We start from the raw sequence: 21,405 nt of genomic DNA, 5'->3' as shown, positions 1-21,405 counted from the left end.
AAAAATAACGCTAGCTAAGAAGAAAATTACACTGGAGAGAATTATGAGCAAACAATTCGGCGAACTGCTGATTGAAGGTAAAAATGTCGTTAAAGACTTCCCTTTAAACAGTAACTCAATCAAACAATCTAAGATGCGTGCAATCAACGACGTATCTTTCAAAATGTACAAAAGCCGCGGTTTGTCAGTAGTAGGTGAATCTGGTTCAGGTAAATCTACTACCGCAAAAATGATTGCGAAAATGTATGCACCAACGGATGGCATCATCGAATACAAAGGGCGTGACATCCAAGACATCACCTCTCGACACGATTTGATGACCTACCGCGAAGGCGTACAAATGGTATGGCAAGACCCGTTTGGCTCGCTAAACCCAACACACAACATCTTCCACCATATTGCTCGCCCACTGCTGATCCACAAAAAGATCGCTCCGGGCAACAAGAAAGAGTTGGAAGAGCGCGTGTATGATTTGTTGGAACAAGTTGGTCTGATTCCACCAAAAGAGACGGCACAAAAGTTCCCGCACCAGCTTTCTGGTGGTCAGCGTCAACGCGTGAACTTGGCTCGCAACATTGCGGTTGGTGCAGAAGTGGTATTGGCTGACGAACCAACATCAATGCTTGATGTATCGATCCGTGCTGGTGTTCTCAACCTAATGGAAGAGATGAAGTTTGAGAAGCAAATGTCTCTGCTTTACATCACTCACGATATCGCGACAGCACGTTACATTGCTGAAGATCTTGCAGTTATGTACGTGGGTCACATGGTTGAATGGGGAGACACTGAAGAAATCATCCACGATCCGCAACACCCATACACACAACTACTGGTTTCAGCGGTACCCGATCCATCGAAGTCAATTCACGAGAAATTGAAAGGTAACAAAGGTGAAATCCCACTGTGGACACCAGAATCAGTCGGTTGCCCATTTGCAGGACGCTGCGTTCATGCCACAGAAAAATGTCGTGAGCGACTGCCAGGTGTGACTCAATTGTCCGATAACCATTTTGTTCGTTGTTACTTATTCGAAGATTAATCATAACGAGGGTCAGGTATCAATCTGACCCCTTTTTCCCTTTGTATTTTATTGTTTCCCGGAGAAATTGAATGCTGCTACTGACTAACCATATTGGTTACGAGCGTCTGGGTCCTAAGAAAGCGATCATCCAGACGAGTCAACCGCGTCTGTCTTCTTATACTGCTTTATTGGTTTGTGCCGACAGTCACCAAACTGTTGCGACACTGACAGTAGAAAAGCAAGGCAAAGTGGCAAACTGGCATCAAGGTCATTTTTACCTTGTCGACTTTTCTTCATTTAACACTCCCGGTAACTACTACCTTCGCTTCGATCATTTGCGCTCATCTCACTTTGAGATTGGAGAGCATGTTCTTCTCGATCGTACGCTGTCTGATGTGATCCATTATTTTAAATCTCAACGCTGCGGCGGCATTTTCGATCAACAAGATCGCCAAGCACCGCTACTTAACTCTGGCGAAACCGCAGATGTTCACGGCGGTTGGTATGACGCATCAGGCGACGTCAGTAAATATCTAAGCCATTTGTCATACGCAAACTACCTAAATCCACAACAGACACCGATGGTAGTTTGGAACATGTTGAAAGGATTATCTCTGCTCGAAGGTAACGACAAACTGGCTAAGTTCACGGCCACTCGTCTTGTTGAAGAAGCGTTATTTGGCGCAGACTTCCTTGTTCGTATGCAAAATGAAAAAGGCTTCTTCTACATGACCGTGTTCGACAAGTGGAGTAAAGATACAGCGCAACGCGAGATTTGCGCGTATGAAACTCAACTTGGTCATAAGTTCGATGACTATCAAGCAGGCTATCGACAAGGTGCAGGCATCAGCATTGCAGCATTAGCTTCAACAGCACGCCTAGATGTTCATGGCGAATTCGACCAACAAAAATACCGTAATGCGGCAGAAAACGGCTACTGGCACCTAAAAGAACACAACACCCAATACTTGAACGATGGTGAAGAGAACATCATCGATGAATACTGTGCGCTTCTTGCCGCTGTAGAGCTATTTAAGACCACCAAAGAGATACGCTACCTAGAAGAAAGCCGCGTATGGGCAAAACGTCTTTCAACTCGCCAAACAAGTGATGAGAACATTCAACACTTTTGGAGTGCTAATCAAGATGGCAGTCGACCTTACTTCCATGCAGCAGAAGCAGGACTTCCTGTGATCGCACTATGTGAATACTTAACCATCGAAGACGACTCTGAGCGCGTATCGGTAGCAAAGCAAATCATCACTCAAGCGTGTGAATTTGAAGTCTCTATTACCAACAAAGTGAAGAACCCATTTGGCTATCCACGCCAATACGTAAAAGGCGTAGATGAAGCGAAACGGGATGCGTTCTTTGTCGCACACAACAACGAATCAGGTTACTGGTGGCAAGGTGAGAATGCTCGCCTAGGTTCACTGGCAACCATGGCTTATGGGGCACTCCCTTTCATTGAGTCAAAAGCGCTAAAACAGCAGCTTTCTAAACTCGCACAAGATTCTATTAACTGGATTGTGGGGCTGAACCCATACGACATGTGTATGTTGGATGGTCATGGTCGTAACAATCCGGACTATCTTCCTCAATACGGTTTCTTCAATGCAAAAGGTGGCGTGTGTAATGGCATTACCGGCGGTTTCGAAGATGAGGAAGACATTGCATTTAATCCACCAGCGCAGAAAGACGACATGCTTCAGAACTGGCGCTGGGGTGAACAATGGATCCCACATGGTGCTTGGTTCCTACTCGCGGTGATGAGTCAGGCTCAGCACATCTCGACTTTAGCCAACTCTCAAGCCTTCAAGGAGCAATAAACATGGGGATGTATTTTGTAGGTATTGATGGAGGCGGCACGTCATGCCGCGCTCGAATCAAAGATGCACAAGGCAACTTCATTGGTGAAGCCAAAAGCGGCAGTGCAAACATCATGCTGGGCGCAGACATCGCGATGGCGTCGATTCTTGAATCTATTGCTTCAGCGGCAGCACAAGGCGGGCTAACTCAACAAGATTTCGCTTCTATGCACGTAGGTCTGGCTCTAGCAGGTGCGGAACATAAAACCTCTTGGCAAGCATTCATGGCTTTGGAACACCCATTTGCCAGTATGACACTCAATACCGATGCTTACGGAGCATGTATTGGTGCGCATAACGGTGAAGATGGCGCAATCATGATCGCAGGAACAGGTTCATGCGGCATTTTCCTCAAAGGTCTCGAGCAACATGTCGTTGGCGGTCGTGAGTTCCCAATCTCCGATCAAGGTGGCGGCGCAGTCATGGGGTTGCGTCTGATCCAACAAGTCTTGCTGGCAGAAGACGGCATTCGCGAAAAAACACCTCTAGCAGCACACGTAATGGCACATTTTGAAAATGATATCGACAACGTAGTGGCATGGTCTAAGCAGGCTCTACCTCGCGATTACGGTCAATTCTCTCCAGCAATTTTCCAACATGCTGAACAAGGTGATGCACTGGCGATTGAAATGCTAAAGCAAACCGCAGCCGATATAGAAATGTTCTTAGTCGCGCTGAATAAGCGTGGGGCTACTCGTATCTGCCTAATGGGCAGTATCGCAGAGCGAATCCTGAACTGGTTATCTCCACCAGTTCAACAGTGGGTGGTTGAACCTCAGTTTGATGCGATTGAAGGAGCCATTATGTTTGCTGGTAAGCCAGAACATAACCTTTACTCGGTGAGTGTTGAGTAGGAGTGAACATGGAATATCGTGTTGATTTAGTGGTCCTTTCTGAACAAAAACAAAACTGTCGCTTTGGACTCACCTTTCATAATTTGAGCGACCAAGACCTAAACAGCTGGGGCTTAACTTTTGCTTTCGATCGTTACATTCTTCCAGATAGCGTTTCAAATGGTCAACTTACTCAGATTGGTAGTTTTTGCACACTCAAACCAGAAGGTATAGTGCTGGCTGCCAACCACCACTATTACTGTGAATTCAGCATTGGCTCTAACCCATTCCGTTATTATTCGGATGGCTTTAATGAAGCGATGATCGACTTTGTTGTTGATGGTCAACCTCAACGTGCTCAGGTCGATGTTACCCCTATTGTTTTGGCTTCACCATATCGGGAACGCAGCGATATTCCAGCAAGCTTAACGCACGCTCAACCGTTATTGCCAAAACCAAACCATATTGAAGTCAGCGACCACTCGTTCACTTTTGACGAACAAGCTGGCGTTGCAATTTATACCGACTTAGCTAACTCAGCAAAAGCGTGGTTACTAGAAGAGCTCCAGCGTATTCACCAATTTACACTTTCTTCTTCTAACAGCGGCAAAATCATTTTCAAAAGCAACCCAACACTGGATGAGGGGGCATATAAGCTCAAAGTATCAGAAGAGTCGATCAAGATTGAAGCAGGCTCTTCATCTGGCTTTACCCATGCTTGTGCAACTTTATTGCAGCTACTAAAACGAGATGAAGCAACCAAAACCATGGAAGCAGTGTGCTGTTCGATTATAGATAGCCCACGCTTTCGTTATCGCGGCATGATGTTGGACTGTGCTCGCCATTTCCATTCCGTAGAGCAAGTAAAACGCCTGATCAACTTGTTGGCGCATTACAAGTTCAACACGTTCCATTGGCATCTCACTGACGATGAAGGTTGGCGTGTCGAGATCAAATCGCTGCCTCAGCTTACGGAAATTGGCGCATGGCGTGGTATCGATGAAACCATCGAGCCGCAATACACCCATTTATCTCAACGCTACGGTGGCTTCTACACGCAAGAAGAAATCCGAGACGTTATCGCATTTGCAGAGCAACGTGGTATCACCATCATTCCTGAAATTGATGTACCTGGTCATTGCCGCGCCGCAATTAAGTCTCTGCCTCACCTGTTAATTGAAGCAGAAGACACCACTGAGTACCGCAGCATTCAGCATTACAACGATAATGTCATTAACCCAGCTCTTCCGGGCAGTTACGAGTTTATCGACAAAGTACTTGAAGAGATCGCAGATCTATTCCCTGCTCCTTATGTTCACATTGGTGCGGACGAAGTGCCTAACGGCGTGTGGTCGAAAAGTCCTGCTTGCCAAGCCCTAATGGAGCAATTGGGTTACACCGATTACAAAGAGCTGCAAGGTCACTTCCTGCGTCATGCAGAAGACAAACTGCGCAAACTGGGTAAACGCATGCTGGGTTGGGAAGAAGCTCAACACGGCAACAAGGTCAGCAAAGATACCGTGATTTACTCATGGTTAAGCGAAGAAGCAGCATTGAATTGTGCTCGCCAAGGCTTTGATGTGGTGCTGCAACCTGCACAAACTACTTATTTGGATATGACCCAAGACTACGCACCAGAAGAGCCTGGAGTGGACTGGGCTAACCCGCTGCCATTAGAGAAAGCTTACAACTACGAGCCGTTAGCAGAAGTGCCTGCTGACGATCCAATCAGAAAACGCATTTGGGGCATTCAAACCGCTCTATGGTGCGAAATCATCAACAACCCATCGCGCATGGACTACATGATTTTCCCTCGCCTGACTGCCATGGCAGAAGCATGTTGGACTGAAAAACAACACCGCGATTGGACCGACTATTTATCACGTTTGAAAGGACACCTACCTCTGCTTGACATGCAGGGAGTGAATTACCGTAAACCGTGGAAGTAATACCAAGCCAGATGCCAACGCATCACGCTTAAAGAGTTTTTAAATTTTTGGCTGCAGGCGCAGCTTAGTAAAAAGGAAATACACAAATGAAATACGGCTATTTCGATAACGAGAATCGCGAATACGTCATCACTCGCCCTGACGTACCAGCACCATGGACAAACTACCTAGGTACTGAGAAGTTCTGTACAGTTATCTCGCACAACGCGGGTGGCTACTCGTTCTACAACTCTCCAGAATACAACCGTGTTACTAAATTCCGTCCAAACGCGACATTCGATCGCCCGGGACACTACGTTTACCTGCGTGATGATGAGACAGGTGATTACTGGTCAATCTCTTGGCAACCTGTTGCGAAAAGTCTAGATGAAGCAAACTACGAAGTTCGTCACGGCTTGTCTTACTCTAAGTTCAAATGTGAATACAGCGGTATTACCGCGACGAAAACATTGTTCGTTCCAAAAGGTGAAGACGCTGAAATCTGGGATGTAGTGATTAAAAACACCTCCGACAAACCACGCACGATCAGCGCATTCTCATTTGTTGAGTTCTCATTCAGTCACATTCAATCTGATAACCAAAACCATCAGATGTCTCTTTACTCAGCAGGTACGGCTTACAACGAAGGCGTGATTGAGTACGACCTGTACTACAACACGAACGATTTCGAAGGTTTCTACTACCTAGCTTCAACATTTGACCCAGACTCATACGACGGTCAACGTGACAGCTTCCTTGGTCTATACCGTGACGAAGCAAATCCGTTAGCAGTGGAACAAGGTAAGTGTTTCAACACCGCACAAACTTGTTACAACCACTGTGGCTCTCTGCACAAGCAATTTACCATCCAACCAGGTGAGGAAGTTCGCTTTGCTTACATTCTAGGTATCGGTAAAGGCAACGGTGAGCGTCTGCGTGCTAAGTACCAAGATCTTGCAGAAGTTGACAACGCATTTGCTGGTATCAAAGCGCACTGGGATGAGCGTTGTGGCAAGTTCCAAGTGAAATCACCAAACGAAGGTCTAGACACCATGATCAACGCTTGGACGCTATACCAAGCGGAAACTTGTGTCGTGTGGTCTCGCTTTGCTTCATTCATCGAAGTGGGTGGTCGTACTGGTCTGGGTTACCGCGATACAGCGCAAGATGCGATCTCAGTTCCTCATGCTAACCCTGCAATGACGCGTAAACGTATCGTTGACCTGCTACGCGGTCAGGTGAAAGCGGGTTACGGTCTACACCTATTTGATCCAGATTGGTTCGATCCAGAAAAAGCTGACGTTAAACCATCGAAATCACCAACAGTTGTTCCTACTCCGTCTGATGAAGACAAGATTCACGGTATCGAAGACACATGTTCGGATGACCATCTATGGTTAGTCCCAACCATCTGTAAGTACGTGATGGAAACGGGTGAACATAGCTTCTTCGACGAAGTGATCCCTTATGCTGACGGTGGTGATGCCACGGTTTATGACCACATGAAGGCAGCACTAGACTTCTCGGCTGAATACGTAGGTCAAACCGGTATCTGTAAAGGTCTGCGTGCAGACTGGAACGACTGTCTAAACCTCGGTGGTGGTGAATCTTCAATGGTGTCGTTCCTACACTTCTGGGCACTGCAAGAGTTCATCGACCTAGCGAAATACTTAGGTAAACAAGCTGACGTTGAAAAATACACGGAAATGGCAGCAAACGTTCGTGAAGCATGTGAAACACACCTTTGGGATGACGAAGGTGGTTGGTACATCCGCGGTCTAACGAAAAATGGTGACAAGATCGGTACAGCGCAACAAGCGGAAGGTCGAGTACACCTTGAGTCAAACACGCTTGCGGTACTTTCAGGTGCGGTATCTCAAGAGCGCGGTGAAAAAGCGATGGACGCAGTCGATGAGAACCTGTTCTCTGAATATGGCTTACACCTAAATTCACCATCATTCGCAACACCAAACGATGACATCGGCTTTGTGACTCGCGTTTATCAAGGCGTAAAAGAAAACGGGGCAATCTTCTCACATCCAAACCCATGGGCTTGGGTAGCTGAGGCTAAATTAGGTCGTGGTGACCGTGCAATGAAGTTCTACGATGCACTAAACCCATACAACCAGAACGACATCATCGAAAAACGTATTGCAGAACCTTACTCGTACGTACAGTTCATCATGGGTCGTGACCACCAAGACCACGGTCGTGCAAACCACCCATGGTTAACAGGTACATCTGGTTGGGCTTACTTCGCCGTAACCAACTTTATCCTCGGTGTGCGTACAGGCTTCGATGGCCTGACCATCGATCCTTGTATCCCAACGAACTGGCCAGGTTTCGAAGTGACTCGTCAATGGTTAGGTGCAACGTACAACATCAAAGTCGTTAACCCTGATTCAGTGAGCAAAGGCGTTAAGTCGATTACCGTAAACGGTGAAGCGGTAAGTGGTGCATCGGTGCCAGTTCAAGCGCAAGGTTCAGTAAACGAAGTTATCGTTACTCTAGGTTAATCATCTTTTAGGGGAGTCCTTCTCCCCTTTTGGTTTATCCGGTGCACTTGAGTTTGATAAGCGCATCGGTTCGCTAGCAAAGATTTAAGAAGCGGTGGGATGCCGCTCTTATCGAGGATCGAATTATGATCAAATTTGGTACAGGTGGTTGGCGTGCATTTATCGGTGAGGAGTTCACCAAAGATAATGTACGTTTGGTTGCTCAAGCAGTCGCAAACATTACGAATAACGAATCCGTGGCTGATCGTGGTTTTGTCATTGGTTATGACCGCCGCTTTCTTTCTGATAAAGCTGGTCGTTGGTTCGCTGAAGTACTAGCAGCAAACGGCATTGTGGTTAGCTTTATCGACAAGTTTGTTCCAACGCCTATTGTGATGTTCAAAGCGAAGGAAATGGGTTGTGCTTACTCAGCATGTATTACCGCATCACACAACCCTGCCGATTACAACGGCATCAAAGTCTTCATTGAAGGCGGTCGCGACGCTGATGAAATCATCACACAAAAAATCGAATCACAAATATCAACGCTAACGACACAAGATGTAAAAAGCGTCGACTTTGAACAAGCGGTTGAAGATAAGCTGATTCAAATCATCAACCCGATGAACGAGTTTGTTGACTCAATCATTGACTTTATCGACATCGAGGCGATCAAAAAGGCAAATCTACGCGTATTGATCGACCCTATGTTTGGTGTTGCAAAAAACGCACTTCAAACGGTACTGATTAATGGTCGCTGTGAAGTTGACGTGATCAACGATGGCAAGAACCCAGACTTTGGCGGATTGATGCCATCGCCAAGTGCAGCAACGCTTTATCGCTTGATGCACCTTGTTGAGCAGGAAGGCTATGACATTGGTATCGGTACCGATGGCGATGCAGACCGTCTTGGCATTATCGACGAGAAAGGTAACTTCATTCATCCAAATGAAGTGTTACTGCTGCTTTACTACTACTTGCTTGAATACAAAGGCTGGACAGGCTCAGTAGTGCGTAATATCGCAACTACACACTTACTCGACAAAGTCGCGGAAGACCACGGAGAAAAGTGCTTTGAGGTTCCTGTAGGCTTTAAACATATCAGTTCTCAAATGGAAGCTGACGATTCACTGATTGGCGGTGAAAGTTCTGGCGGTCTAACCATTCGCGGTCACATCAAAGGTAAGGATGGCGTATTCGCATCAAGCCTATTGGTGGAAATGATTTCAGTAACCGGTAAAAAACTGTCTGAGTTACTCGATGAAATCTACGGTAAGTACGGCTATGCGTATATGGCTGAAGGCGATTGCAAATTCAAACCTGCGCAAAAAGACGCGTTGTTCAACAAGATTTATATTGAGAAGCAGTTACCTGAGTTTGAGTTTGAGATCGAAAAAGTCAGCTACGAAGATGGTGCGAAAGTTTACTTCAAAAACGGTGGTTGGATTATCGCTCGTTTCTCTGGTACCGAACCGTTGCTACGTATTTTTGCAGAGATGCAAGATAAGGACACTGCGGAACGTGTTCTTCAACAGTTTAAAGACTTCTTGTCTTTATAACTGACACCTTGTGCCCGCTTCGAGCACATAACCTATAGGTGAAGAACACTTGCCCGGCTTTAGCGCCGGGCTTTTTTATGGTGCTGAATTTGGGCTTAACTGATTACGCAAAAGCCAACACGCCTTGTGTTTCCACTTTCACTGCTACGCTATCACCGACATTCAACGCTTGCGTTGACGTCGCTAATAAACGGTCGCCGTTAACATCAATCACATAACGGCAGTGATCACCCATAAAGTGTTGCTCAAGCACTTTGACCGCACTTTCTTCATCAGCGGCAATCTGTACATGCTGAGGACGAAGTAACAGCGCACAGTCTCCATTCATCTTAATGTCTTGCTGAGCGTTCGCTTCCACCACGCCAAGGTGTGTATCAAATTCGCTCTCAGAGATTCGCTTTGCAGCAAGGTAGCTACCACCACCTAGGAAGTCAGCAACAAACTTACTCGACGGTTGGTAGTAAAGTTCAGAGGCAGTACCGTACTGTTCAATCACACCATGGTTCATCACGGCCATCTTATCGGCAAAAGCAAAAGCTTCTTCACGACTGTGAGTTACAAAGATCGCAGTAACTCCCTGCTCCTTAAAAATCTTGCGAATTTCACGGATCAGCTCGTGACGCACCTGAGTATCGATGTTAGAAAACGGTTCATCAAGCAACAGAAGATCCGGCTTATAAGCCAGTGAACGAGCAATCGCAACACGCTGTTGCTGACCACCTGACAGCTGATGCGGGTAACGTTCACCAAAGCCTTTAAGATGAACTAAGCCCAACATTTCCTCTACTTTCAGCAGCTTTTGTTGCGCTGTTTCATTCTTTAAACCAAACGCAATGTTCTCGGCAACCGTCAGGTGCGGAAACAAGGCGTAATCTTGAAAGATCATGCCAATATTACGCTGCTCTGGTGGTAACCAATTTTTACCGTCATCAATAGTGAGGCAGTTCAGGCTCATTTGACCTGAACTTAGCGGAAGGAGACCTGCAATGGCTTTCAGAAGCGTTGTCTTACCACAACCACTTGCGCCTAATAGACAAACAATTTGCCCCTGTTCCACTTCTAAGGACAAAGACTCAAGAACAGTTTGTGACTCATACTGGCAAGTAAGATTTTGAATGGATAATGCACAGCTCATTAATGACTTTGCTCCAGTGAACGGTTAACAACAACAAGCGGGATTAACCCAACAAGAACCAGTAATACTGCGGGTAATGCAGCAAGTTCTAAATGCTCATCCGAGGCAAAGTTATACACGTACGTCGCCAAGGTTTCGAAGTTAAATGGGCGCAGCAATAACGCGGCATTGAGTTCTTTCATCGACTCAATGAACACCAACAGACCAGCAATTAAGGCACCACGCTTAACCAATGGAAAATGCACACGCCACAACATAGTGTTTGGTGTACAACCCATCGTACGCGAAGCCATATCCAACGATGGCGAAATCTTATTTAAGTTACTCTCAACGCTACCGATCGCGACAGCAGAGAAACGAACAACCATCGCGAAAATCAGAGCAAACATAGATCCTGAGAAGATCAGTCCCGGTCTACCCCACTCCATCGCTTTAGCAATATCGTTCACGCGATGATCCATAAACAGCACCGCCACCATCACACCTATGGCGAGCACAGTACCAGGTACCGCATATCCCATTGAAGATAGGCGCATAAAGGCTAAACTTGAACGTCCACCATTGACTCGCTGACTAAAGTTTACCGTTAAAGCAATCGCAACACCGATGATTGCAGCCACGACTGACACCACCAAACTATTCCATGCATATTCACGAAACTCCGGTGTCCAGCTTTGCGCAAAGTAAGTAATAGCGTAATCAATCAACTGTAGCAGAGGGAAAATAAATGCGATCGCAACCAAGCCCCAACACCAAACTAATGCGCCCCACTTTTGCCAACCTTGAAGTTCATAGCGAAAATCTTCATGACTATTAAACTGGCTTTGGAACAGCTTCTGCTTGCGGCGACTGTAGCGCTCAGCACTTAACAGCAACACAACTATCACCAACATCATGGCTGAAATTTTCGCTGCGGCATTCAGGTTCGAATACCCAAGCCAAGTATCATAAACCGCAGTGGTAAGTGTGTTCACTGCAAAATAGCTGACGGTGCCGAAGTCACCAATGGTTTCCATCGCGACCAGAGACAAACCAACGGCGATAGAAGGTCTAACAAGCGGTAAAGAGATACGCCAAAAGCTCTCCCAAGGAGAACACTTCAGTAAGCGTGCACTTTGTAACAAAGAGACATTCTGTTCCATAAATGCCGCTCGGCAGAGTAAGTAAACATATGGATAAAGAACCAGAGAAAGAACAAAGGTCGCACCACTCAAGGTACGAATATCAGGAAACCAGTATTCACCAGGTCCCCATCCGGTTATATCACGTAAGAAGATCTGGATCGGTCCGGCAAAATCAAACCAATCCGTAAAAATGTAACCAATGATATAACCCGGCATAGCAAGAGGCAGAACCAATGCCCATTGTAACCATTTCTCGGTTGGCAGTTTGCACATAGCCATAAACCAAGCGCTTGGGATACCGAGAATCAAAGAAAGAATCATCACACCAGAGGTCAGAGCAACGGTGTTATAGATGTAGGTTGGCATGACCGTCGACATCAAATGCGTAAACAAGTCATCCGTCTCGCCAATGGCGGTATAGAAGATCGCTAAGATCGGCAAAACCAGTAACAGGGTGATCCCCCCACTACTGGTTTTCCATAGAGAATGTTTATTCTTCATTGCCTAAATACTGCAAGGCTTTATGAAATACAAATGCAGTTGCAAATACATCTCATATCCTTTAATCAAATGGGGGTATAGTTATACCCCCACATGGAATTAAAGGTCAAATTTCACTTCATCTAGTAGCTTAATTGCAGCTTCGTGGTGAGAAGCAATGTCATCTAGAGAGATGGTATCTGCTTTGAAGTCACCCCAAGATTCCACAAGTTCAGAACGCTTAACGCCTTCTTTTACTGGGTACTCGTAGTTTACTTCTGCATACATTTGCTGCGCTTTGTCACCCGTTAGGAATTCCATTAGCTTCACAGCGTTGTCTTTGTTTGGAGAGAACTTCGCCATTGCCATACCAGAGATATTTACGTGAGTACCTGTTGTCTCTTGGTTAGGGAAGTTGATGTATACCGCGTCAGCCCAAGCTTTTTGCTCTTTGTCGTTAACCATCTTACCTAGGTAGTAGCTGTTACCTAGAGAAACGTCACATAGACCTTCTTTGATTGCTTTAACTTGAGCACGGTCGTTACCTTGAGGCTTACGAGCTAGGTTCGCTTTAACGCCTTCTAGCCACTCTTTTGTTTCAGCTTCACCGTGGTGCGCGATCATAGAAGACACTAGAGATACGTTGTAAGGGTGCTTACCGCTGCGTGTACAGATTTTGCCTTTGAATTCAGGCTTTGCTAGGTCTGCATAGTTGAAATCGTTACCTAGCTTACCAACACGGTCACGTGAAGAGTAAACGTTACGAGTACGTAGAGTGAGAGCAAACCACTTGTTTTCTTTATCTTGGTACTGTGCAGGTACGTTTTCTTCGATGATTTTGCTGTCTACCTTTTGAACCAGACCTTTGTTTGTCAGTTCAGCTAGACGGCTGATATCTGTAGTAAGGATTACGTCAGCAGGGCTGTATTCGCCTTCCTGAGCCAACTTCTCTGCTAGACCTTTTTTCGCAAACTTAACGTTTACTTTGATACCAGTTTCTTTAGTGAACTCGTTGAACATAGGTTCAACTAGGAAAGGTTGACGGTAAGAGTAGACGTTCACTTCTTCAGCAGCCATTGCTGTTGGAGCTAGAGTTGCGCAAGTAATCGCTGAAAGAGTTAGCAGTTTTTTCATTGTTTAATCCTTTACCATGCTAATGATAACGTTTATCAGTTGCGTTATTATATGCATGTTCAATAAGAAAACAATTAATCCATAAAAAAAACCTACTCGTCAGAGCAGGTTTTTGATGATTTACTTTGTAACGAATTGTGTCGTTATGACTGTTATTTCACAGTCACGAATTCTGGGTAAGCGCCAACACCACAGTCGTGCATATCCATACCTTCCAACTCTTCGTCTTCCGACACTCGGATACCAATTGTTGCCTTCAGAATTGCCCATACCACAAGGCTTGCACCGAATACCCAAGCGAAGATAACAGCAGCACCTAGAAGCTGTGCACCAAATGTGGCATCACCATTGCTTAGCGGCACAACCATAAGACCAAAGAAGCCACACACACCATGAACTGAGATAGCACCTACAGGATCATCAATCTTCACTTTATCCAGACCAATGATACTGAACACAACTAGCGCACCAGATACCGCACCGATAGCCACAGCATAAAGTGGTGATGGTGATAGAGGATCGGCAGTGATTGCTACAAGACCTGCCAAGGCACCGTTCAGGATCATCGTTAGGTCAGCTTTACCCCAAGTGGTTTTACACACTAGTAGAGCTGCAATTGCGCCTGCCGCTGCCGCTGCGTTAGTGTTCAAGAAAATTTGACCTACCGCTGTCGCGTTCTCAAAGTCAGAAACCATTAGTTGAGAACCGCCGTTGAAACCGAACCAACCAAACCAAAGGATGAATGTACCTAATGTCGCTAGAGGCATGTTTGAACCTGGAATTGGGTAGATTTCACCATTTTTGCCATATTTACCTTTACGAGCACCCAGTAGTAATACGCCAGCTAACGCTGCTGCTGCACCCGCCATGTGTACAATGCCTGAACCAGCAAAGTCACTAAAGCCAGCTTCTGATAAGAAACCACCGCCCCAAGTCCAGTAACCTTCCATAGGGTAGATAAATGCCGTCAGTACCGCAGAGAAGATAAGGAAAGACCAAAGCTTCATGCGCTCAGCAACTGCACCAGATACGACTGACATTGCTGTAGCTACGAATACAACTTGGAAGAAGAAGTCCGACTCTAGAGAATGATCTGCCCCTTCACCTTGTGTGCCAATTAGCGCACCAAATGATGGTAGCCAGCCGCCTTCGCCATTATCAACATACATAATGTTGTAGCCGACCAATAAGAACATGGTACAGGCAATCGCATATAGACAGATATTTTTGGTTAGAATTTCGGTGGTGTTTTTAGAGCGAACTAAGCCCGCTTCCAGCATGGCAAAGCCTGCTGCCATCCACATTACCAACGCACCGGAAATGAGGAAGAAAAAGGTGTCGAGTGCGTAACGTAATTCCGTTACCGTTGTTGTTAATTCCATGATAGTTCTCCAATCCCTTGAATTCTTAAAGTGCTTCTGCGTCCATTTCACCAGTACGAATACGCACGGCTTGGTTTAGGTCGTAGACAAAAATCTTGCCATCACCAATTTTTCCGGTTTGAGCCGCTTTAGTGATGGCTTCTACCACGCGTTCCACATTGTCTGCATGGGTCGCGATTTCTAGTTTTACTTTTGGTAGAAAGTCGACTTGGTATTCAGCACCACGATATAGTTCCGTGTGCCCTTTTTGGCGACCAAAACCTTTAACCTCTGATACTGTCATCCCTTCAATACCGACATCAGCCAATGCTTCGCGCACATCGTCTAATTTAAAAGGCTTTATAATGGCATTAATGATTTTCATTGAATCTTCTCCGCAGCTTTCATCCTGAAACACTTGTATTAATCCAAGCTGCGTGCCAACTTTTTATCTATTTGATTTATATGAACTTATTAAAAATAATAATCTTGCAAACAAAAAGGGCGCACCACATCGGTGCGCCCTTTTCACAAATATAAGGCAACCCTAATTAGACTACCCAAAATTGTGCATTAAATGTTCAAAAAGTCTTTCCACTGCTCTATCAAGGCACAAAAGTCCTCAATACCACAACTCGCAGTACTCTCAGCATCATAGAAATCGAACTCACTTTCCATCTCGACTTCATAGTCGTGACCCAGTACGTTTTCTTGAACCAGAACTTCATCGCCGACGATCATTAAACTTATCTCAGATCCAGTTAATCTATGCTCTTGAGATGGCGAAGAAAATGCCTGTTCAACCAAGCTTTCAACTTGCGCAATCTTAGCCGGATCTTTGCCAATTTCTTCTTGTAGCCAGCGACCTACAATCTCATGCCCCATACTGCATTTGACATAATATTCGCCCATCAATGTATTGCGGATGAATTCAAACTCCATCGAGATCGCCTTTTCGTATCAATTTGGTGCGGAGTATACAGGGAGATATGGGATGGGAGAAGCGCGAGACGCGGAGCTCTCTCAATCGCTTGTTTAAAAGAGATTCCCGACAGCACTCCTTTGTCGTTTTCGGGAATGACATCGTTTTTACTCTTGGCTATTTAATCGTCATCCTCAAGAGCGAGGTACGAGCGAGCTGGGGATCTCTCGCAATGCGTTATCTAAAAAAACGCCCACCAAATGGTGGGCGCTTATCAAGTATTAGCAAAGCTCACTAAGAATTATGCAGGCTCTTGGAAAATCACTTCTGCCGCTTTCTTGGTGTACTGATCCATCTTGTGGAAGTTCAAGTAGCGGTATGTGTCTGCTGCTGTCGCATCAATTTGCTTCGCGTATTCTAAGTACTCTTCTTTGGTTGGAATCTTACCTAGAATTGCACCTACCGCTGCTAGCTCCGCAGACGCAAGGTAAACATTAGCACCCGTACCAAGACGGTTCGGGAAGTTACGCGTTGAAGTCGACATTACCGTCGCTTTATCTGCTACGCGTGCTTGGTTACCCATACATAGAGAACACCCTGGCGTTTCAATACGTACACCAGCACGACCATAGATACCGTAGTAACCTTCCTCTGTCAGTTGGTCACGGTCCATCTTGGTTGGCGGTGCCACCCATAGACGAGTATCTAATTGACCACCGTATTGCTCTAGCAATTTACCTGCTGCACGGAAGTGACCAATGTTAGTCATACAAGAACCGATAAACACTTCATCAATCTGTGTACCTTGAACTTCAGATAGAAGACGAGCGTCATCTGGATCGTTCGGTGCACATAGGATTGGCTCGTGAATATCTGCTAGGTCGATTTCAATGATGTGCGCATATTCTGCATCCGCATCTGCTTCCATCAACTCTGGGTTTGCTAACCACTCTTCCATCGCTGTGATACGACGCTCGATAGTACGACGATCGCCGTAACCTTCCGAGATCATCCACTTAAGCATAGTGATGTTCGAGTTTAGGTATTCCTCGATAGACTCTTGAGATAGCTTAACTGTACAACCTGCCGCAGAACGCTCTGCTGATGCATCAGACAGCTCGAATGCCTGCTCTACAGTTAGGTGCTCAACGCCTTCAATTTCTAGTACACGACCAGAGAATTCGTTGATCTTACCTGCTTTCTCAACCGTCAGTAGACCTTGTTGGATTGCGTAGTAAGGGATGGCATGTACCAAGTCACGCAGCGTGATACCTGGCTGCATTTCACCTTTAAAGCGTACCAAGATTGACTCAGGCATATCCAGTGGCATAACACCTGTCGCAGCTGCGAATGCTACGAGACCTGAACCTGCTGGGAATGAAATACCAAGAGGGAAACGAGTATGTGAGTCACCACCCGTACCAACGGTATCAGGTAGAAGCATACGGTTTAACCATGAGTGAATTACACCATCACCAGGACGAAGCGATACACCGCCACGGTTCATAATGAAGTCAGGTAGTGTATGGTGCGTATTTACATCGACTGGTTTTGGATAAGCAGACGTGTGACAAAATGACTGCATCACGAGATCAGCAGAGAAGCCTAGACACGCAAGGTCTTTTAGTTCGTCACGTGTCATTGGACCGGTAGTATCCTGAGAACCTACCGTTGTCATCTTCGGTTCACAGTATTGACCTGCACGCACACCTTCTACGCCACATGCTTTACCCACCATCTTCTGAGCCAAGGTGTAACCTTTATCAGAAGCTGAAGGGTCAACAGGCTTAGCAAAAAGATCGGTTTCTTCTAGACCAAGTGATGCACGAGCACGGCTTGTTAAGCCACGACCAATAATCAGTGGAATACGACCACCAGCACGAACTTCATCAAGCAACACTTTGCTCAGTTCAAAGCTAGAGATCTCTTCACCGTTTTTACGCACAACACCTTCGTATGGGAAGATATCAATCACATCACCCATGTTCATGTTTTGCACGTCTAGTTCAATTGGTAGTGCACCAGAATCTTCCATCGTGTTGTAGAAAATTGGGGCGATCTTACCACCTAGACAGATACCACCCGTGCGCTTATTTGGTACAAATGGGATATCTTCACCCATAAACCAAAGCACTGAGTTAGTTGCTGATTTACGCGAAGAACCGGTACCAACAACATCACCTACGTATGCTAGTGGAATGCCGTCTTTTTGCAGTTCTTCAATTTGATTGATAGGACCAACGCTGCCTGGTTGATCCGGTACAATGCCATCACGTTCCATTTTCAGCATCGCTTTTGCGTGTACTGGAATATCTGGACGAGACCAAGCATCTGGAGCTGGAGACAAGTCATCGGTGTTGGTTTCACCGGTTACTTTAAATACTTTAACAGTAATCTGATCCGCGACTTTCTTCTTCGATGTGAACCATTCAGCATCAGCCCACGATTGTAGAACTTGTTTCGCGAATGCATTACCTGCTTTAGCCTTCTCTTCAACATCATAGAAAGCGTCAAACATCAGTAGAGTATGAGACAGCGCTTTTACAGCAATAGGCGCTAGTAGGTCATCTTCTAGGAATTCAACTAGAGGAGCGATGTTGTAACCGCCTTGCATTGTACCTAGTAGCTCAGCTGCCTTTTCACGGCTCACAAGTGGTGATTCCACTTCACCTTTTGCTACCGCCGTCAGGAAACCCGCTTTTACATAAGCAGCTTCATCTACACCTGGTGGGATACGGTTCTCTAGTAGGTCAAGAATAAAAGCTTCTTCACCTTGCGGGGGATTTTTCAGAAGTTCAACAAGTCCAGCAACTTGTTCAGCGTCTAGCGGTTTAGGAACAACTCCTTCGGCAGCACGCTCTTCGACGTGTTTACGGTAGGCTTCAAGCACGACTTTTTTCCTCTCATTGCGGTTCCTCCTTTTTAATTACTATTTTTCAAAGTAAAGGAGTGAACATCCTTGGAAACTTGGCTCTCCATTGCCCTTGTTTTCATTCAATTCTGATTGAGAAACAGCGCCGTAGAGGCCAAACTGTGGGCGAAAGGATAGCAAATTTAACGTTAAATTAAAATCTCATCATTTTGACCAACATAGCAACTTACGACTAAAGTCCTGTGAATTTCGGCTAAATATGCGGAGATTTTGCTGTCCTATTCCCGGTTATTTAAATGATGTTCCAACGATCAAGTACACAGCATCTAAATTCTGCTCTGTACGACCGTATGCCAACATAACGGGTCCTATTGGCGAATCAACACCAAAGAAAATTGATGCGGCATTGTACAGCGGTGCCTCATTCAGCTTGAGATCGTTATCCGACCAAACACCACCATGTTCAAGGGATGCACCAAGGTAAACTGGCGCTTCAAACAGCCCAAAATCGTTATCCATCCATTTATAACGATACACCAAACTGGTATAGAATAAGTTTTGTCCAATCAGACTGTTACGAGGGATACCAGACAAATTTAAGAAACCACCTAGCTCTCTAGGGTCCAAAGGTACAAAAGAGTTTTTACTCTCAACAAAGCTGTATTCCGCTTGACCGACTAAAGTATGACGACTGTGAGTCACCGCCCCCTTAAAACGAGCGGTAATTTCATAAACCGTATCTTCAATACTGTTTTTTGCGTTTTCACCTCGGAGACCTTCTGGAGTTTTGTCGTGAGAAACAAGGTAGTCCAAGTCAATCAGCATGCCACGAGTCGGAAATGCAAAATCATCCAGTGTATCTAAGCGATAGTTGGCAAATAACCCCAGTCGCTCGTAATCTAAATTGCCCGCAGACTGAATGGTGGAGGCTTCTATCGTCCCTTTGGTATAACGACCACCAACTCGGAACTCTTGCCACAAGGTTGGTTGCACACCCGCTGCTAGCTCAGTAATAAACTCGGTGTAAGAAAATGGTAGGTAATCGTAAACTGAGCCGATATCCGGATTTTCAAACTCGTCATCGAGAGGTAAGTTCCGGTTTTCAGTGTTGTAATTGAGTTTTCCAGAAACAAACAATTCCTGACTCGAAAGCACTGGAGAGTACAACTCCGCTTCAATCAGTTTATCAGTGCCCATATCAACATTTAGAGTCAGTTCCGCACCGTGAGAGTTCAGATTGGTGAAGTTTGCTGACACGCCGATTCCGTACTGGCTGTCAGTGTTAAAGTCATCTTCTAGGAAGAAGCGAAAATTGAGGTAGTTCGGTCCCCATGACTTTTCGTTTACCTCAAAGACCAATAGATTAACGTCATCGATCTCTTCGAAGTGGTAAGTGATCAATTCAAAGCGATCCAGCGCATAAAGGTTTTCGACCGCTTTTTCGATTTCGTCTGTTTTTAATGGTCGCCCAGTATCAAGCTCTAGACGGTTAGTCAGCAACACATCGCTATAGTGCGTATTGTTCACCAATACAATCTGATCAACCACGCGCTGATCACCATATTCCAGATTTTTACGCGCATCTTGCTTGTGCTCAATGTACTTTTGGTACTCGGCATTCGACACACTCAAGCCTTTCAATTTGGACTCAAGACTCTTGGTGATCTCATAACCAGCCTGAAACGCATCGGGCATTTTATTGAACTCAACCGTCTCCATTTGCCCTACATTAGGACGAATATAAACATCATCTCCGCTTAGTGTTTCGGCTTGCTCTTGGGTACTACGACGAACAAGATAGTTAGAAAGCTGATCAGCAACGGTAAACAAACCGGTAAAGTCTTCTTTGCTTTTGTAGTCAGTACTGATATCCACCGCAATAACGATGTCGGCCCCCATAGCACGAGCGACATCTACGGGCATGTTATTGACCACACCGCCATCCACCAGCATATGACCATTTAGTTCATAAGGAGGGAGTGCGCCTGGAACAGACATACTTGCCATCATTGCATCAACAAGATAGCCGTTATCAAGCACCACTTCTTCCAATTCAACAATGTCAGTGGCGACTGAGCGGTATGGGATAGCAAGGTCATCGAAAGAGTCAAAACGACCAAGGTTACCTGTCGTTTCACGCAAAATACGAAGCATATTCTGCCCTTGAACGACACCAGTCGGTGAACGAACTTCACCAAACCTTAAGCCTAGATCTGTCGTGATTTGATAACGGTCTTCATATTCTTTGTCGCGGACGCGACGTTGGCTGCGGTCAACACGGTCTCGATAGCCGCTGTTCCAATCCACACTGTAGATAAAGCTTTCAATTTCATCCGCGCTCATGCCAGTCGCATATAAACCACCGACATAAGCGCCCATGCTAGTGCCGGTAATGATATCAACCGGAATATGCATCTCTTCAAGCGCCTTCAAAACCCCGATATGGGCGGCACCTTTTGCACCACCACCAGCAAGCACGACGGCAATTTTAGGGCGAGGATGATCATCACTGATGTGTTTGGCAAAGGAAGGAGTGGCAATCAAAAAGGAGCAGACCCACAGTGCAATAAAACGCAACCATGAGCTTGAGATCGACTTTTTGAACATTCACTTCTTCCTTTATTGAATATTTAACACCTACTTGTACTAAGAATTGAACAACTGCACAAGTCA

The 21,405-nt window shown here is 45.7% G+C and carries 14 protein-coding genes; 6 read left to right on the top strand and 8 right to left on the bottom strand.

Annotated elements, in window-relative coordinates:
* The first annotated feature begins 43 nt into the window (after window positions 1–43).
* The 6 genes from ABMY42_RS05655 to ABMY42_RS05630 all read left to right on the top strand — a co-directional run bounded on the left by ABMY42_RS05655 (window position 44) and on the right by ABMY42_RS05630 (window position 9,704).
* The gene (locus tag ABMY42_RS05655) at window positions 44–1,039 is read left to right on the top strand and encodes an ABC transporter ATP-binding protein (protein ID WP_005446311.1); all 996 of its coding nucleotides are present in this window, start codon (window positions 44–46) and stop codon (window positions 1,037–1,039) included.
* A gap of 71 nt (window positions 1,040–1,110) precedes the next feature.
* Window positions 1,111–2,850, top strand: a complete 1,740-nt coding sequence (locus ABMY42_RS05650; protein ID WP_050933884.1) for a glycoside hydrolase family 9 protein — start codon at window positions 1,111–1,113, stop codon at window positions 2,848–2,850.
* Between the two features lie 2 nt (window positions 2,851–2,852).
* Window positions 2,853–3,743 (top strand): N-acetylglucosamine kinase, encoded by an 891-nt coding sequence (locus ABMY42_RS05645; RefSeq protein WP_009698737.1) that lies wholly within the window; start codon window positions 2,853–2,855, stop codon window positions 3,741–3,743.
* Between the two features lie 8 nt (window positions 3,744–3,751).
* Window positions 3,752–5,671, top strand: a complete 1,920-nt coding sequence (locus tag ABMY42_RS05640; RefSeq protein WP_349266117.1) for a family 20 glycosylhydrolase — start codon at window positions 3,752–3,754, stop codon at window positions 5,669–5,671.
* A gap of 86 nt (window positions 5,672–5,757) precedes the next feature.
* Entirely contained in the window at window positions 5,758–8,166 is a 2,409-nt protein-coding gene (locus ABMY42_RS05635) for a chitobiose phosphorylase (RefSeq protein WP_009703764.1), read from the top strand.
* 125 nt (window positions 8,167–8,291) lie between these two features.
* Window positions 8,292–9,704, top strand: a complete 1,413-nt coding sequence (locus tag ABMY42_RS05630) for a phosphoglucomutase/phosphomannomutase family protein (RefSeq protein ID WP_009698740.1) — start codon at window positions 8,292–8,294, stop codon at window positions 9,702–9,704.
* Window positions 9,705–9,807: 103 nt separating this feature from the next.
* Here ABMY42_RS05630 and ABMY42_RS05625 read toward each other — a convergent pair whose 3' ends face one another.
* The 8 genes from ABMY42_RS05625 to ABMY42_RS05590 form a co-directional block, all read right to left on the bottom strand.
* Window positions 9,808–10,839 carry an ABC transporter ATP-binding protein gene (locus ABMY42_RS05625; RefSeq protein ID WP_050936982.1) on the bottom strand — a complete coding sequence of 344 codons (1,032 nt, stop codon included), beginning with the start codon at window positions 10,837–10,839 and terminating at the stop codon, window positions 9,808–9,810.
* Window positions 10,839–12,464 carry an iron ABC transporter permease gene (locus ABMY42_RS05620; RefSeq protein ID WP_349266116.1) on the bottom strand — a complete coding sequence of 542 codons (1,626 nt, stop codon included), beginning with the start codon at window positions 12,462–12,464 and terminating at the stop codon, window positions 10,839–10,841. Before ABMY42_RS05620 ends, ABMY42_RS05625 begins: the two co-directional genes overlap by 1 nt.
* 99 nt (window positions 12,465–12,563) lie before the next feature.
* Window positions 12,564–13,577 carry a Fe(3+) ABC transporter substrate-binding protein gene (locus ABMY42_RS05615; RefSeq protein ID WP_349266115.1) on the bottom strand — a complete coding sequence of 338 codons (1,014 nt, stop codon included), beginning with the start codon at window positions 13,575–13,577 and terminating at the stop codon, window positions 12,564–12,566.
* Window positions 13,578–13,729: 152 nt separating this feature from the next.
* Window positions 13,730–14,959, bottom strand: coding sequence for an ammonium transporter (locus ABMY42_RS05610; RefSeq protein WP_005446299.1), 1,230 nt, complete (start codon window positions 14,957–14,959; stop codon window positions 13,730–13,732).
* A gap of 25 nt (window positions 14,960–14,984) precedes the next feature.
* A complete protein-coding gene (locus ABMY42_RS05605; RefSeq protein WP_005439398.1) occupies window positions 14,985–15,323 on the bottom strand; it encodes a P-II family nitrogen regulator in 339 nt (112 codons plus the stop codon).
* Between the two features lie 188 nt (window positions 15,324–15,511).
* Window positions 15,512–15,880: a YacL family protein gene (locus tag ABMY42_RS05600; RefSeq protein ID WP_009698742.1), complete on the bottom strand. Its 369-nt coding sequence runs from the start codon at window positions 15,878–15,880 to the stop codon at window positions 15,512–15,514.
* A gap of 281 nt (window positions 15,881–16,161) precedes the next feature.
* Window positions 16,162–18,750, bottom strand: a complete 2,589-nt coding sequence (gene acnB / locus ABMY42_RS05595) for a bifunctional aconitate hydratase 2/2-methylisocitrate dehydratase (protein WP_009698743.1) — start codon at window positions 18,748–18,750, stop codon at window positions 16,162–16,164.
* Between the two features lie 270 nt (window positions 18,751–19,020).
* On the bottom strand, window positions 19,021–21,339 hold the full coding sequence (locus ABMY42_RS05590) for a patatin-like phospholipase family protein (RefSeq protein WP_038897991.1): 2,319 nt from the start codon (window positions 21,337–21,339) through the stop codon (window positions 19,021–19,023).
* Between the last annotated feature and the right edge of the window lie 66 nt (window positions 21,340–21,405).

This window comes from Vibrio sp. SSH13-20, from assembly GCF_040104475.1.
Classification (GTDB): domain Bacteria; phylum Pseudomonadota; class Gammaproteobacteria; order Enterobacterales; family Vibrionaceae; genus Vibrio; species Vibrio harveyi.
The sequence above is the reverse complement of the archived record's forward strand: the minus strand, read 5'-3'. Positions and strand labels throughout refer to the sequence as shown.

Excerpts from the sequence above, each read along its gene's own strand:
- ABMY42_RS05655 (WP_005446311.1), top strand. The coding sequence starts at position 44 with ATGAGCAAACAATTCGGCGAACTGCTGATTGAAGGTAAAAATGTCGTT.
- ABMY42_RS05650 (WP_050933884.1), top strand. The coding sequence starts at position 1,111 with ATGCTGCTACTGACTAACCATATTGGTTACGAGCGTCTGGGTCCTAAG.
- ABMY42_RS05645 (WP_009698737.1), top strand. The coding sequence starts at position 2,853 with ATGGGGATGTATTTTGTAGGTATTGATGGAGGCGGCACGTCATGCCGC.
- ABMY42_RS05640 (WP_349266117.1), top strand. The coding sequence starts at position 3,752 with ATGGAATATCGTGTTGATTTAGTGGTCCTTTCTGAACAAAAACAAAAC.
- ABMY42_RS05635 (WP_009703764.1), top strand. The coding sequence starts at position 5,758 with ATGAAATACGGCTATTTCGATAACGAGAATCGCGAATACGTCATCACT.
- ABMY42_RS05630 (WP_009698740.1), top strand. The coding sequence starts at position 8,292 with ATGATCAAATTTGGTACAGGTGGTTGGCGTGCATTTATCGGTGAGGAG.
- ABMY42_RS05625 (WP_050936982.1), bottom strand. The coding sequence starts at position 10,839 with ATGAGCTGTGCATTATCCATTCAAAATCTTACTTGCCAGTATGAGTCA.
- ABMY42_RS05620 (WP_349266116.1), bottom strand. The coding sequence starts at position 12,464 with ATGAAGAATAAACATTCTCTATGGAAAACCAGTAGTGGGGGGATCACC.
- ABMY42_RS05615 (WP_349266115.1), bottom strand. The coding sequence starts at position 13,577 with ATGAAAAAACTGCTAACTCTTTCAGCGATTACTTGCGCAACTCTAGCT.
- ABMY42_RS05610 (WP_005446299.1), bottom strand. The coding sequence starts at position 14,959 with ATGGAATTAACAACAACGGTAACGGAATTACGTTACGCACTCGACACC.
- ABMY42_RS05605 (WP_005439398.1), bottom strand. The coding sequence starts at position 15,323 with ATGAAAATCATTAATGCCATTATAAAGCCTTTTAAATTAGACGATGTG.
- ABMY42_RS05600 (WP_009698742.1), bottom strand. The coding sequence starts at position 15,880 with ATGGAGTTTGAATTCATCCGCAATACATTGATGGGCGAATATTATGTC.
- ABMY42_RS05590 (WP_038897991.1), bottom strand. The coding sequence starts at position 21,339 with ATGTTCAAAAAGTCGATCTCAAGCTCATGGTTGCGTTTTATTGCACTG.